At 72.6% G+C, this 12,810-nt stretch carries 15 protein-coding genes; 10 read left to right on the top strand and 5 right to left on the bottom strand.

What is annotated here, in order from left to right; translation table 11 throughout:
• The first annotated feature begins 206 nt into the window (after positions 1 to 206).
• The 4 genes from lipB to ACF07V_RS09820 all read left to right on the top strand — a co-directional run bounded on the left by lipB (position 207) and on the right by ACF07V_RS09820 (position 3,302).
• The gene (lipB, locus tag ACF07V_RS09835; RefSeq protein WP_392152821.1) at positions 207 to 1,028 is read left to right on the top strand and encodes a lipoyl(octanoyl) transferase LipB; all 822 of its coding nucleotides are present in this window, start codon (positions 207 to 209) and stop codon (positions 1,026 to 1,028) included.
• A 103-nt stretch (positions 1,029 to 1,131) separates the two neighbouring features.
• Positions 1,132 to 2,100 (top strand): lipoyl synthase, encoded by a 969-nt coding sequence (gene lipA / locus ACF07V_RS09830; protein WP_041128874.1) that lies wholly within the window; start codon positions 1,132 to 1,134, stop codon positions 2,098 to 2,100.
• A gap of 271 nt (positions 2,101 to 2,371) precedes the next feature.
• Positions 2,372 to 2,587, top strand: coding sequence for a hypothetical protein (locus tag ACF07V_RS09825; RefSeq protein WP_015033065.1), 216 nt, complete (start codon positions 2,372 to 2,374; stop codon positions 2,585 to 2,587).
• A gap of 10 nt (positions 2,588 to 2,597) precedes the next feature.
• Positions 2,598 to 3,302: a DUF4191 domain-containing protein gene (locus tag ACF07V_RS09820; protein ID WP_392152819.1), complete on the top strand. Its 705-nt coding sequence runs from the start codon at positions 2,598 to 2,600 to the stop codon at positions 3,300 to 3,302.
• Positions 3,303 to 3,364: 62 nt separating this feature from the next.
• On the opposite strand, the gene ACF07V_RS09815 is transcribed toward ACF07V_RS09820, so the two are convergent.
• Positions 3,365 to 3,832 carry an RDD family protein gene (locus ACF07V_RS09815; protein ID WP_392152817.1) on the bottom strand — a complete coding sequence of 156 codons (468 nt, stop codon included), beginning with the start codon at positions 3,830 to 3,832 and terminating at the stop codon, positions 3,365 to 3,367.
• Positions 3,833 to 4,054: 222 nt separating this feature from the next.
• Here ACF07V_RS09815 and glnA point away from each other — a divergent pair, with 222 nt between their 5' ends.
• From glnA to ACF07V_RS09800, 3 genes are all read left to right on the top strand, one after another.
• Entirely contained in the window at positions 4,055 to 5,476 is a 1,422-nt protein-coding gene (gene glnA, locus ACF07V_RS09810) for a type I glutamate--ammonia ligase (RefSeq protein WP_392152815.1), read from the top strand.
• A 227-nt stretch (positions 5,477 to 5,703) separates the two neighbouring features.
• Complete coding sequence (locus ACF07V_RS09805) at positions 5,704 to 6,441, top strand: tRNA-dependent cyclodipeptide synthase (RefSeq protein WP_392152814.1); 738 nt, start codon at positions 5,704 to 5,706, stop codon at positions 6,439 to 6,441.
• Positions 6,438 to 7,631 carry a cytochrome P450 gene (locus tag ACF07V_RS09800; RefSeq protein WP_392152812.1) on the top strand — a complete coding sequence of 398 codons (1,194 nt, stop codon included), beginning with the start codon at positions 6,438 to 6,440 and terminating at the stop codon, positions 7,629 to 7,631. The genes ACF07V_RS09805 and ACF07V_RS09800 overlap by 4 nt, the downstream gene beginning before the upstream one ends.
• A gap of 200 nt (positions 7,632 to 7,831) precedes the next feature.
• Here ACF07V_RS09800 and ACF07V_RS09795 read toward each other — a convergent pair whose 3' ends face one another.
• On the bottom strand, positions 7,832 to 8,107 hold the full coding sequence (locus tag ACF07V_RS09795) for a hypothetical protein (RefSeq protein WP_189802157.1): 276 nt from the start codon (positions 8,105 to 8,107) through the stop codon (positions 7,832 to 7,834).
• Between the two features lie 160 nt (positions 8,108 to 8,267).
• Between ACF07V_RS09795 and ACF07V_RS09790 the strand changes: the two genes are divergently transcribed.
• The gene (locus ACF07V_RS09790; RefSeq protein WP_392152810.1) at positions 8,268 to 8,627 is read left to right on the top strand and encodes an arsenate reductase family protein; all 360 of its coding nucleotides are present in this window, start codon (positions 8,268 to 8,270) and stop codon (positions 8,625 to 8,627) included.
• Positions 8,628 to 8,629: 2 nt separating this feature from the next.
• Here the strand turns inward: ACF07V_RS09790 and ACF07V_RS09785 are convergent, their stop codons facing one another.
• On the bottom strand, positions 8,630 to 9,490 hold the full coding sequence (locus ACF07V_RS09785) for an alpha/beta fold hydrolase (protein WP_392152807.1): 861 nt from the start codon (positions 9,488 to 9,490) through the stop codon (positions 8,630 to 8,632).
• 75 nt (positions 9,491 to 9,565) lie between these two features.
• Here ACF07V_RS09785 and ACF07V_RS09780 point away from each other — a divergent pair, with 75 nt between their 5' ends.
• Together ACF07V_RS09780 and ACF07V_RS09775 are read left to right on the top strand one after the other, a co-directional pair.
• Positions 9,566 to 10,000 carry a MarR family winged helix-turn-helix transcriptional regulator gene (locus ACF07V_RS09780; RefSeq protein WP_392153421.1) on the top strand — a complete coding sequence of 145 codons (435 nt, stop codon included), beginning with the start codon at positions 9,566 to 9,568 and terminating at the stop codon, positions 9,998 to 10,000.
• A complete protein-coding gene (locus tag ACF07V_RS09775; protein ID WP_392152805.1) occupies positions 9,997 to 11,418 on the top strand; it encodes a PLP-dependent aminotransferase family protein in 1,422 nt (473 codons plus the stop codon). The genes ACF07V_RS09780 and ACF07V_RS09775 overlap by 4 nt, the downstream gene beginning before the upstream one ends.
• Here ACF07V_RS09775 and ACF07V_RS09770 read toward each other — a convergent pair.
• Positions 11,387 to 11,881, bottom strand: coding sequence for a GNAT family N-acetyltransferase (locus tag ACF07V_RS09770; protein WP_392152803.1), 495 nt, complete (start codon positions 11,879 to 11,881; stop codon positions 11,387 to 11,389). The genes ACF07V_RS09775 and ACF07V_RS09770 overlap by 32 nt on opposite strands.
• A complete protein-coding gene (locus ACF07V_RS09765) occupies positions 11,865 to 12,770 on the bottom strand; it encodes a Gfo/Idh/MocA family protein (protein ID WP_392152801.1) in 906 nt (301 codons plus the stop codon). Before ACF07V_RS09765 ends, ACF07V_RS09770 begins: the two co-directional genes overlap by 17 nt.
• Between the last annotated feature and the right edge of the window lie 40 nt (positions 12,771 to 12,810).

Genomic DNA, 12,810 nt, shown 5'->3' with positions numbered 1-12,810 from the left:
ACGGCCCGTACCGCCACCTTCGCCCCACATTCATCCGATCGTGTGAGGATTGACGGCACCGCTGACGTAGGCGCCCCCGTCCACCTGGCGGAGGGGCGTCCCCCGCGCCGCCGTACAGTGGCATGGGCGCGAATGACGCATGGTGCCGCGCCGGCCCGGGATGATCCCCGGTCCCCGGTCCTCGGCACCCAGGAGGAGGCATGGCCGTGAGTGAGCTGCGATTCGTCCGCCTTGGGTTCGGCGAGGAAGCCGTCGAGTACCAGGTGGCCTGGGACAAGCAGCGCGAAGTGCACGCCGCACGGTTCGCCGACGAGATCGACGACACCTGTCTGCTGCTGGAGCACCCGCCGGTCTACACGGCCGGACGGCGCACGCAGGAGAGCGAGCGGCCGCTGGACGGGACGCCGGTGGTGGACGTGGACCGCGGCGGCAAGATCACCTGGCACGGCCCCGGCCAGCTGGTCGGCTACCCGATCATGAAGCTGCCCCGCCCGGTGGACGTCGTCGCGCATGTGCGCCGCCTGGAGGAGGCCCTGATCCGCACGGCCGCCGAGTTCGGCGTGGAGACGACGCGGATCGAGGGGCGCAGCGGGGTGTGGGTCCTGGGCGACCCGGTCGAGCAGCGGCCCTCCCTGGGTGGGCTCTCCCTGGACTTCGACCCGCGTCTGACCGACGAGGAGTTCGACCCGCGCCTGAACGGTCCCGAGTACGCCCCGTCCAACGCCGGCCAGCGCCGCGAGGACCGGAAGCTCGCCGCCATCGGCATCCGGGTCGCCAAGGGTGTCACCATGCACGGCTTCGCCCTCAACGTGAACCCGGACAACACCTGGTTCGACAGGATCATCCCGTGCGGCATCCGGGACGCCGGCGTGGCCTCGCTGGCCAACGAGGCCGGCCGGGACGTCACGATCGAGGAGGTGCTCCCGGTCGTGGAGAAGCACCTGCGGGACGTCCTGGAGCACGCCGAGCTGAAGCCGCGGGAGATCGAGCGTGCGGAGGAGCGGGCCCCGGAGCCCGCCTCGGCCTGAGGAATGCCGAGCACTGGCCACAGGTTGGCCGGACGTAGGCAAGGCATGGAAGCAACGGGCGTACCCTGGTGTGCGCCGAAGAATCGAAGCTACAGGAGCCGATGTGTCCGCAGTCGCCCCCGACGGACGCAAGATGCTGCGCCTGGAGGTCCGGAACGCCCAGACCCCCATCGAGCGCAAGCCCGAGTGGATCAAGACCCGCGCGAAGATGGGTCCGGAGTACACGAAGATGCAGGGCCTCGTGAAGAGCGAGGGCCTGCACACGGTCTGCCAGGAGGCGGGCTGTCCCAACATCTTCGAGTGCTGGGAGGACCGCGAGGCGACCTTCCTCATCGGTGGTGACCAGTGCACCCGGCGCTGCGACTTCTGCCAGATCGACACGGGCAAGCCCGAGGCCCTCGACCGTGACGAGCCGCGCCGCGTGGGCGAGTCGGTCGTCACGATGGACCTGAACTACGCCACCATCACGGGCGTCGCGCGCGACGACCTGGAGGACGGCGGCGCCTGGCTGTACGCGGAGACCGTGCGCCAGATCCACCAGCAGACGGCGGACCGCGCCGACGGCCGTACCAAGGTCGAGCTGCTCGCCCCCGACTTCAACGCGGTGCCGGAGCTCCTCAAGGAGGTCTTCGACTCCCGCCCCGAGGTCTTCGCGCACAACGTCGAGACCGTCCCGCGGATCTTCAAGCGGATCCGTCCGGGCTTCCGCTACGAGCGCTCCCTGGACGTCATCACCCAGGCCCGCGACTACGGTCTGGTCACGAAGTCGAACCTGATCCTCGGCATGGGCGAGACCCGTGAGGAGATCAGCGAGGCGCTCCAGCAGCTGCACGACGCGGGCTGCGAGCTCATCACGATCACGCAGTACCTGCGCCCCTCGGTCCGGCACCACCCCGTGGAGCGCTGGGTGAAGCCGCAGGAATTCGTGGAGCTGAAGGAGGAGGCCGACGAGATCGGTTTCTCCGGCGTGATGTCGGGCCCGCTGGTCCGTTCCTCGTACCGCGCGGGCCGGCTGTACCAGCAGGCGATCGAGAAGCGCGGCGCGGTGGACAACGCCACGCAGGCGGTCTGAGACCGCCGCGCGCCGTGTGAATCGGCGCACAAGTAGTTACCGGTCAGTACTGGCCGGATCCGGTGCGGTCCGTACGACCCCGCAGCTCAGCGGGGCGCACGGGCCGCACCGTCGTTCTCCCGCTGACCCGAGCGGCCGCATCAACGTTTCATCAGTGTTTGACCACCGGGTCACGCCCTGGTAACACCGATCTGTGAGCCTGGTTTCACTCACCGCCACCACCCACTCACACCCCCACCTCGTCTCACCCGCAATCGAGGGAGGACCCCGCATGCCGGCCGCATCGACGCACGTCCGCGTCACCGCGATCCCGTCCGTCACCGACGCCCTGAAGGCCGTTGAGTCCCTGCTCCTGGGCGCCGGCCAGCGCACCGCACGGCGCAACGCCTGGAACTCCGTCCTGGAGGACCGCCGCCGCGCCAAGGACCGGGTGGAGGCCCAGCACGTGATGGAGGTCGCGTCGGGCCGGGCTTCCCGGGCCACGTAAACTTCAGGACATGGCGAGGAGTGCAAACACGGGCAGCGCTGACGCTGCGAACCCCGGGCGACTGAAGCAGATCGCCCTCACGTACCAGATGACCCGGAAGGCGGACCCGAAGGTCGGTCTGGTCGTCGCGGGCGTGGGCATCGTCGTACTCGGTGTCCTCCTCGGGATCGGCTTCCTCATCGGTCACCCGGTCTACCTGGGCATCCTGGGCTTCGTCCTGGGACTCCTGGCGGCGGCCATCGTCTTCGGACGACGTGCCGAGCGCGCGGCCTTCGGGCAGATGGAGGGCCAGCCGGGCGCGGCCGCGGCGGTGCTGCAGAACGTCGGGCGCGGCTGGACGACGACCCCCGCGGTCGCGATGAACCGCAGCCAGGACGTCGTGCACCGCGCGGTCGGCCGGGCCGGCATCGTGCTGGTGGCCGAGGGCAACCCGAACCGGGTCAAGACCCTGCTCGCGGCCGAGAAGAAGCGGATGAGCCGCGTCGTGGTGGACGTGCCGGTGCACGACATCATCGTCGGCGACGGCGAGGGCCAGGTGCCCCTGAAGAAGATCCGTACGACCATGCTCAAGATGCCCCGCGTGCTCACCGGCCCGCAGGTGACCGCGGCCAACGACCGGCTGCGGGCGATGGGCGACCTGATGAGCAACATGCCGCTGCCGAAGGGCCCGATGCCGAAGGGCATGCGGATGCCGCGCGGCGGAAAGATGCGCTGACCCCCGACCTGACGAGAAAGGCCCCGGACCACGCGGTCCGGGGCCTTTCTCGTATCCGTGGTTCAGATGCGGACCTGGACGGCGCCGGAGAGGCGGTCGTGGAGGCCGCGGCCGTCACGGTCCCAGATGAGGGCCGGGATCGCGAGGCAGACGAGCAGGGAGCGCAGCGCCACGCGGAACAGGCCGAGGCGGCCACCGTTCGCGGAGACGACGCGCAGGCCGAAGAGCCGCTTGCCGGGCGTCGAGCCGACGGTGCCGACCGTCAGGACGCTCAGGACGAACAGGATGAGCAGGGCCCAGTTGCCCGTCGCCTGGTTGTAGCCGTCGGTGATCAAGCCGTATGCGATCAGGATGCAGAGGGCCCAGTCGAGGGCGAGGGCGCCGAGGCGCCGCCCGGGGCGGGCGATCGAGCCGGGGCCCTCCTCGGGCAGCCCGAGCTGCTGACCGCGGTAGCCGAAGTCGACGCCTGCGTCCTCGGCCGCCGCGCGGGGGCCGGAGAGCCAAGATCCGAGTGCTTGCCTGTTGTCCACCCGACCACGGTACTGTGCCCGTTTTTGATCACTTCGGGCCGGGTGGGAGTACGGCTCCGGCGTGGCCGGACAGCACCCGGCCCGGTTAACTTCGACGAAACAAATGGGTCACGCTTGAGAAATCCCGTCTGCCTATGGTCGGGTCGAGCGTGTGCCACCGCACTGGCCGCACGACCGAGCTGCAACCCCGCCCCTCCCCGGGCCGGGAGTAGGAGGAGTGGGATGTCCCAGAACGGCTTCCAGAACGCCGACGAGGTCCAGAAGTTCATCAAGGACAACGACGTCAAGATGGTCGACGTCCGCTTCTGCGACCTTCCGGGCGTGATGCAGCACTTCACGATCCCCGCGACGGCCTTCGACCCGTCCGAGGAGCTCGCCTTCGACGGCTCGTCGATCCGCGGCTTCCAGGCCATCCACGAGTCCGACATGGCGCTCCGCGCCGACCTGTCGACGGCCCGCGTGGACCCCTTCCGCCGCGACAAGACGCTGAACATCAACTTCTTCATCCACGACCCGATCACGGGCGAGCAGTACAGCCGTGACCCGCGGAACATCGCGAAGAAGGCCGAGGCGTACCTCGCCTCCACCGGCATCGCCGACACCGCCTACTTCGGCCCCGAGGCCGAGTTCTACGTCTTCGACTCGGTGCGGTTCGAGACCTCCGCGAACCAGGGCTTCTACCACATCGACTCCGAGGCCGGCGCCTGGAACACCGGTGCGGAGGAGAACAACCGCGGCTACAAGGTCCGCTACAAGGGCGGCTACTTCCCGGCCCCGCCGGTCGACCACTTCGCCGACCTGCGCTCCGAGATCTCCCTGGAGCTGGAGAACGTCGGCCTCCAGGTCGAGCGCCAGCACCACGAGGTCGGCACCGCCGGCCAGGCCGAGATCAACTACAAGTTCAACACGCTGCTCGCCGCGGCCGACGACCTGATGCTCTTCAAGTACATCGTGAAGAACGTCGCCTGGCGCAACGGCAAGACCGCGACCTTCATGCCGAAGCCGATCTTCGGCGACAACGGCTCGGGCATGCACGTCCACCAGTCGCTCTGGGCGAACGGCGACCCGCTGTTCTACGACGAGACGGGCTACGCGGGCCTCTCGGACACCGCCCGCTACTACATCGGCGGCATCCTCAAGCACGCCCCGTCGCTGCTCGCCTTCACCAACCCGACGGTGAACTCGTACCACCGCCTGGTCCCGGGCTTCGAGGCCCCGGTCAACATGGTGTACTCGCAGCGCAACCGCTCCGCCGCCATGCGCATCCCGATCACGGGCTCGAACCCGAAGGCCAAGCGCGTCGAGTTCCGCGCGCCGGACCCGTCCTCGAACCCGTACCTCGCCTTCTCGGCGCTGCTCCTCGCGGGCCTCGACGGCATCAAGAACAAGATCGAGCCGGCGGAGCCGATCGACAAGGACCTGTACGAGCTCGCTCCCGAGGAGCACGCGAACGTCCAGCAGGTCCCGACCAACCTGGAGGCCGTGCTCCACGCCCTCGAGGAGGACAACGAGTACCTCCAGGCCGGCGGCGTCTTCACCTCCGACCTGATCGAGACCTGGATCGACTACAAGCGCACCAACGAGATCGCCCCGATCCAGCTGCGCCCGCACCCGCACGAGTTCGAGCTCTACTTCGACCTCTAAGCCGGAGCCACGTCCGACGAGGCCCGTCGCCCCCTTCGCGGGGGCGGCGGGCCTCGCCGTTTTCCGGCCAAGATCACAGGAGTGCGAACAGCTGACGAACTATCGGCCGTACCTACGAGTAGGGGGTTCACGCTCAGCGACCGGTCGATAGCGTGTCGTCGTCGCTGCCGCCACACCCGGAGCACAGGGCTCCGCTGGGACTAGCTGGCGCGATGAGGACTGCCTACGTGACTCAGGCGGCTTTCGCCCCTGCGGAGACACTCCGACTCCAGCCGTACACCGATCACTGCCGCGTCATCGCCGACGAGGGCGCGCACGTGGTCATCGGCGTCTCCCCGGGGAACAGTTATTTCACCGCCCAGCGACTGCGCGAGCTGACGCGCTGGGGCTTGGACCACTTCGATCAGGTCGATCTCGTATACACCGATCTGCATGTCGCCGACATGTACGAGGCGCTGGGATACGGGGCCGACGAGGCACGGCGGAAGGCCGTCAAGAACCTGCGGGGGGTGCGGGCCAAGGTCGGGGCGGCCGCGGCGGAGGCCGATCCCACAGGGGTACGGGTACGGGCCCGCGGGATGTCGGAGTTCGGGGACGTCCCGGCCTACCGCGAGCTGCACCGCACGGTGCTCGACGCGGTGGCGGCGGACCCGGTGGTGCGGGAGACCTGCGACGCGCTGACCGGCATCTTCCTCGCCGGGAAGCTGGCGCCGGGGCAGCGGACGGACGAGCGGCAGCGGGAGGTGTGCCGGGCGTACATCTGCGCCGAGGTGCCGCTGTTCCTGGACACGCCCGCGATCCTCGGGGTGCCCTCCTCGCTCAACTGCTACCACCAGGCGCTGCCGCTGGCCGATCTGCTGTACGGGCGGGGGTCCGGGCTCCGGGCCTCGCGCAACCAGGGCCACGGCATCCTCACGCCTGCCGGGACCACCGCCGAAACCACTGCCGAAGGAGCCGCGCGATGAGCGTCGCCGTCGAGACCCTGCCCGCCTTCCCCTTCGACTGGGACGGGACCCGGCTGCCCGCCGAGATCGCCGGACTGCGTGCCGAGCCGGTCCGGAAGGTCCGTACGATCGCCGGGGCCGAGGCCTGGCTGGTCTCCTCGTACGAGCTGTGCAGATTCGTCCTGGAGGACCAGAGGTTCAGCCTGAAGGACACCTCGGCGCCTGGGGCGCCGCGGCAGTACGCGCTGACGATCCCGCCGCACGTGGTGAACAACATGGGCAACATCACCGGGGCCGGGCTGCGCAGGGCCGTCATGAAGGCGATCAACCCGAAGGCGCCCGGCCTGGAGGAGTGGCTGCGGGCGCGGGCCGCGTCCCTGGTGGACGCGCTCGTCACCGAGGGGGCGCCCGGCGAGCTGCGGAGCGCGTACGCCGATCCGTACTCGGCGGGGCTGCACTGCCGGATGCTGGGCATCCCGGAGGAGGACGGGCCGCGGCTGCTGCGCAGTCTGGACGTGGCCTTCATGAACGCACCGCGCGAGATCGAGGCGGCCCGGCTGAACTGGGACCGGGACATCGCGTACATGACGGAGCGGCTCGACGATCCGGCGACCGGCGGGCTGATGGCGGAGCTCGCGGCGCTGCGCGAGGATCCCGAGTACGCGCATCTGACGGACGAGATGCTGGCGACGGTGGGCGTGACGCTGTTCGGCGCGGGGGTGATCTCCACCGCCGGGTTCCTGACGATGGCGCTGGTGTCGGTGCTGACCCGGCCGGACGTGCGGGAGGCGCTGACCGCCCGCGGCGCGGGCGGGGTCGCCGGGGCGATGGACGAGCTGCTGCGGGTGAACCTGTCGATCGGCGACGGGCTGCCCCGGGTCGCCCTGGAGGACGTACGGCTCGGCGACGTCGACGTACGGGCGGGTGAGCTGGTCCTCGTGCTCGTGGAGGCGGCGAACCACGATCCCGAGCGCTTCCCCGACCCGCTGGCCTTCCGGCCGGACCGGGAGAACGCCGGCGAGCACCTCTCCTTCGGCGGCGGCTCGCACTACTGCCCGGCGACGGCGCTCGGCAAGCGGCACGCCGAGATCGCCCTGGAGACGCTCCTCGACCGGCTGCCGGAGCTGCGGCTCGCGGTGCCGGTGGAACAGCTGGTGTGGCGCACCAACTTCATGAAGCGGCTCCCCGAACGGCTGCCGGTGGCCTGGTAGCGGACGGGATCCGAGGACGGCGCCGCCCGGCCCGGGAGAACGGGCCGGGCGGCGCCCCTCCGACGTCAGCGGCCGTCAGCGACCCTCCGGCGTCAGCGGCCGTCAGCGACCCTCCGGCGTCAGCGGCCGTCAGCGACCCTCCGGCGTCAGCGGCCGTCAGCGACCCTCCGACGTCAGCGGCCGTCAGCGCCCCTCCGGCGTCAGCGGCCGTAGCGGATGAGGGCTCGGACCATGCGGCAGGTGGTGTCGGAGGGCGGGTGGATGCCGATGGTCTCGGCCGTCGTGCGTATCGTCGCGTTCGTCGCCTTCGACGGGACGTAGACGCCCGCGTCGAGGAGGGCGATCGCGAGGCGCATGGCCTTCAGGCGGCGGTTGTGCGACACGTACCACTCGCGGGGGCGGCCCGCGGGGAGCGGCTTCCTCTGGAGCGGCTTCCAGGGTTCGAGGGACGGCGTCCGGATCACGGCCAGAGCCATGGGCTACCTCCTGGCGAACGATGGGGTGCGGGCCCTCCCCGGGACCCTCACCTTCACCCCCCATTTTAGAGACCCCCACTGACAATCGCCCCTGGCCAGATGGGGTTTGGGGGGTGGTGGAGGGGGGCCTGGGGGGTGCCGTACGGGTACCGTGTGGGCCATGGAGATCTGGATCAATCCCGCCTGTTCCAAGTGCCGCAGCGCCCTCACCCTGCTCGACGCGGAGGGCGCCGACTACACCGTGCGCCGCTACCTGGAGGACGTGCCGTCGCCGGAGGAGATCCGGGGTGTGCTGAAGCGGCTCGGGCTCGAGCCCTGGGACATCACGCGGACCGGTGAGGCGGTGGCCAAGGAGCTCGGGGTGAAGGAGTGGCCCCGGGACGAGGCCCACCGGGAGCAGTGGATCGAGGCCCTCTCCGCGCACCCCAAGCTGATCCAGCGGCCCATCATCACGGCCGAGGACGGCACGGCCGTCGTCGGCCGGACCGAGGAGGCCGTGCGGGACGCGCTGTCCCGCTGAGTTCAGGTCCTCAGGAAGTCCGCCAGCCCCGTCAGCGCGGCCGGCGGCAGGTCCACCGGGAGCGTGTGGTGGGTCGCCGCCGGCAGGGTCTCCGTCACGATGCCGGGGACGGTCGCGCGGGCCCGCGCCGTGATCAGGGCCGCGTCGTGCACGCGGCTCCTCCCGGCGGCGAGCAGCAGCGCCGGGGGCCGCAGCGCGGCCAGTTCGGCGGGCGTCGGGCGCGGGCCGGTGACCGGACGCCGCCGGGGCTGTTCCGCCGCGAGGGCGTCGAGGCGCCGCACCGCCGGGTCGTGCTCCGCGCCGCCGGTCTCCCAGGCCAGGAAGGCCGCGGCCCGTGCGGCGCTCGGGCGCAGCAGCAGGGGCAGGGCGCGCAGGAGGTACGTCGGCCGGAAGCCGGCGAAGCAGCCGGTGGGGTCGAGCAGGACCAGGCGGTCCGTGCGGTCGGGGGCCGCGAGGGCGTACCGGAGCGCGATCCATCCGCCGTACGAGTGGCCGCAGAACGACGCGGACGTCAGTCCCAGGCCGTCGAGCACCGCGTCGAGCCAGGCCCCGAGGTCGGCGGCGGTGCGGATCGGACGGCCGTCCGCCCGGCTGCGGCCCGGTCCGCCGACGAGGTCCACGGCGTGCACCCGGTGTGTCGCGCCGAGCGCGGCGGCCGTCGCACCCCAGGAGGCGGCGGTGCTCCCGCCGCTGGGCAGGAGGAGGACGGGCGGGCCGTCCTCGGGGCCGTGGTGGAGGACGTGGGTGGTGCCGTGCGGTGTGTCGAGTTCCGAGGCGGTGGTGGGCCGGGGCCACCGGGCGAGGACCGCGTCGTAGGCGGTGGTGAAGTCCGTCTCGCGGGCGTGGGACAGGGCACGGGGCATGGTGCGAGTCCTCTCGTTCGGCGATAATCTCGCTCAGCGAGATAATAGGAGGTCACGGTGGCCGAGTCACCGGAGATGCGGATCTTTCATCTGCTGCGCGAGGTCACCGTCGAATACGGCCTGCGCCAGAACGAGTTCGCCGCCCGCAACGGCATGCACCCCACGGACGTACGGGCCCTGATCTGCCTCCTCGACGCCGAGCGCGCCGGTACGGACGCCACCGCCGGGTGGCTCGGCGAGCGCCTCGGCCTCAACTCGGCCGGCACCACCGCCGTCGTCGACCGGCTCGAACGGCTCGGCCACGTGGCCCGGACGCGCGACGCCCGGGACCGGCGGCGCGTCCTGCTGACCGTGGAGGACCGGGCGAAGGAGCTGGGCCGCGCGCACTTCGGACCCCTCATCGACGGGACGGTCGCGCTGCTCGACGGCTTCACCGAGGACGAGACCCGGGCCGTACGACGCTTCCTGACCGGGGTGCGGGACCTCATGGACGACGGCGAGGGACGGTGAGCGGCACCGGCGCCCTCGGGAACGACCTCCATCTGGACCTCGGCGCCGGCGGCAGCCGCCGGGCCGCGCTCATCCGGGCCCTGCGCGAGGCCGTGCGCGAGGGACGGCTCGCCCCCGGCACCCGGCTGCCGCCCTACCGCTCGCTCGCCGCCGACCTCGGGATCGCCCGCAACACCGTCGCCGACGCGTACGCCGAGCTGGTCGCCGAAGGCTGGCTCACCTCCCGCCAGGGCTCCGGCACCCGCGTCGCCGACCGGGTCGCCGCGCCCGCCCCCGGGCCCGTCCGCCCGCCGGCGCCGGCACCGCTCCCGTACGACCTCGTCCAGGGCAGGCCCGACCCCGGCGCCTTCCCACGCGGCCCCTGGCTGGCGGCCGCCCGGCGGGCCCTGACCGACGCGCCGCACGAGGCCTTCGGGACCCGCGACCCGCACGGCCGGATCGAACTGCGCCGGGCCCTCGCCGAGTACCTCGCCCGGGTCCGGGGCGTCCGCACGAGCCCCGACCGGATCGTCGTCTGCTCCGGCGCGGCCCACGCCCTGCGGCTGCTCGCCCCCGTGCTCGGTACGGAACGCCCCTGGGCCGTCGAGGCGTACGGCCTGCCCTTCCACCGGGGCCTCCTCGGCGAGGCCGGGGTCCGTACGGTGCCGGTGGCGGTCGACGACGACGGGGCCCGGACCGGGGAGATCCCGCCCGGGGCCGGCGCCCTGCTGCTCACCCCCGCCCACCAGTTCCCCACCGGCGGGCCGCTGCACCCCGAGCGCCGGGCCGCCGCCCTGGAGTGGGCGCGGAGCTCCGGCGGGCTCGTCGTGGAGGACGACTACGACGGGGAATTCCGGTACGACCGGAGGCCCGTGGGCGCCGTCCAGGGCCTCGACCCCGAACGGACCGTCCTCCTCGGCTCCGTCAGCAAGAGCCTCTCCCCCGCGCTGCGGCTCGGCTGGATGTGCCTGCCGGCGAACCTCGTGGACGCCGTCGTCGCCACGAAGGGGCAACGCGAGCCGTACGCCTCCGCGATGGAGCAGCTCACCCTCGCCGACTTCCTCGGCTCCGGCGCGTACGACCGGCACGCCCGGGGCATGCGCCGCCGCCACCGGGAGCGGCGCGACCGGCTGACCGCCGTGCTCGCCGAACGGGTGCCGGGGGTCCGGGTGACGGGCATCGCCGCCGGTCTGCACGCCGTCCTGGAGCTGCCCCCGGGCACGGAGCGGGCGGCGCTCGCCGCGGCCGCCCGGCACGGGGTCGCCACGGAGGGCCTCGCCTCCTACCGCCACCCGGACGCCCGGGGCCCGGCCCGCCCGGACGGCCTGGTCGTCGGCTACGCGACCCCGCCGGAGCGGCTGTACGGGGCGGCGCTCGACGCCCTGTGCGAGGCGCTGTCGGAGAGTCTCAGCGGGTCTCGCGCAGGTGTTTCGTCATGAACAGCTCCTGACCCGCCCCGCCGTCCGGCGCGTACCCGAGACGTTCGTACAGGGCGATCGCCGGGGCGTTGGCCGCCAGTACGGAGAGCCGGACGAGGCCCCCTCCCGTGCCGTGCGCCCAGGTCTCGACGGAGGCGATCAGGCGGGCGGCGAGACCGTGGCCACGGGCCTCCCCCGCGACCCAGAGCGACCGCAGTTCGGGGACGCCGTCGGGCGCGAGGAGCCCGGCCGCCATCCCGACGGGCCGGGCGTCGGCGACCGCCAGGACGCCGTACGCGGCCGGGTCGTCGAAGCGGGCCCGCCACTGCTCCTCGCCGCCCCGGTCCCAGTCGGCGAGCCGCGCCTTGAACGCCTCGGGCGAGACGGTGAGCGCGGCGATCCGGGCCTCGCGCCAGAGGGGCCAGTCGGTGGGGGTGACGGCCCGGAGGACCGGCCGCCCCGCAGCATCAGCGGCGGGCCGCACGGTGCTCCGCCTCCGTCAGGATCTCCGTGAGGCGCAGCCCGAAGCGGGCGTCGCAGGCGTGGGGTTCGCCGGTGCGGGCGGCGGTGACGAGGGCGTCGACGGCGGCGGCGAAGGCCCCCACCGCGCCGTCCCAGCGGGGCAGTTCGGCCCGACCCCCGGTGCCGTACAGGCTGAGGGCCGCCTCCGCCGCCTCAGGGGGCGCGCTCAGGGTGAGCGTGGCCGTGCTGCTCGCGCCCGACGCGTGGCGCAGCACGAGGTGGTGGGTGTCGTCCGGGCCCGGGGCGGCGGTGACCTCGGTGACGTCGCCGAGGACCGGCAGGTAGACGGAGAGGACGTGCGGGCCGACGTCCCACAGGCCGCCCTTCGCCCGGCGCCAGGGCGAGGCCGCGTACGCGCTGGTGGAGCCGGGGCCGTACAGCGAGCCCAGCCAGTGGGCCTCGCCGAGGAACCAGCCGCCCGCCGCCGCCTGCTGGTCGATCCAGCGGGCCGTCGGCTCCGCGAACCGGAGGGTGCAGAAGACCACGGAGGCGACCCCGGCGGCCTCGACCGCCTCGGTCACCTCGCGGGCGAGGGCCACCGTCGTGGCGACCGGCTTGTCGAGCAGCACGTGACAGCCGGCGGCCGCGGCCCGGACGGCGAGGGGGGCCTGGACGTCCGGCGGGAGGGCCAGGGCGACGGCGTCGCTGGCGGCGAAGAGGGCGTCCACGTCCTCGTACGCGCGCGTGCCGGACGCGGCCGCGAGCTCGGCGGCCGCCTCGGGGCGTCTGCCCCACACCCCGCTGAACTCGACGCGCGGGTGCGCGGCGAGGGCGGGGGCGTGCGTGCGGGCGGCCCAGGGGCCGGTGCCGAGGAGTCCGATACGGGGCTTCACGCCCAGAAGCTTCGCCATGCCCCCAGTCTGCCGGGCGGCACCGACAGTCACCCTCCCC

This window comes from Streptomyces sp. NPDC015661 (genome assembly GCF_043077765.1).
Classification (GTDB): domain Bacteria; phylum Actinomycetota; class Actinomycetes; order Streptomycetales; family Streptomycetaceae; genus Streptomyces.
This window is presented reverse-complemented; position numbering and strand designations above follow the sequence as displayed.

Coding starts and splice junctions, on each gene's coding strand:
- glnA (WP_392152815.1), top strand. CDS start 4,055: ATGTCCCAGAACGGCTTCCAGAACGCCGACGAGGTCCAGAAGTTCATC.
- ACF07V_RS09820 (WP_392152819.1), top strand. CDS start 2,598: ATGGCGAGGAGTGCAAACACGGGCAGCGCTGACGCTGCGAACCCCGGG.
- ACF07V_RS09825 (WP_015033065.1), top strand. CDS start 2,372: ATGCCGGCCGCATCGACGCACGTCCGCGTCACCGCGATCCCGTCCGTC.
- ACF07V_RS09795 (WP_189802157.1), bottom strand. CDS start 8,107: ATGGCTCTGGCCGTGATCCGGACGCCGTCCCTCGAACCCTGGAAGCCG.
- ACF07V_RS09790 (WP_392152810.1), top strand. CDS start 8,268: ATGGAGATCTGGATCAATCCCGCCTGTTCCAAGTGCCGCAGCGCCCTC.
- ACF07V_RS09785 (WP_392152807.1), bottom strand. CDS start 9,490: ATGCCCCGTGCCCTGTCCCACGCCCGCGAGACGGACTTCACCACCGCC.
- ACF07V_RS09800 (WP_392152812.1), top strand. CDS start 6,438: ATGAGCGTCGCCGTCGAGACCCTGCCCGCCTTCCCCTTCGACTGGGAC.
- ACF07V_RS09780 (WP_392153421.1), top strand. CDS start 9,566: ATGCGGATCTTTCATCTGCTGCGCGAGGTCACCGTCGAATACGGCCTG.
- ACF07V_RS09765 (WP_392152801.1), bottom strand. CDS start 12,770: ATGGCGAAGCTTCTGGGCGTGAAGCCCCGTATCGGACTCCTCGGCACC.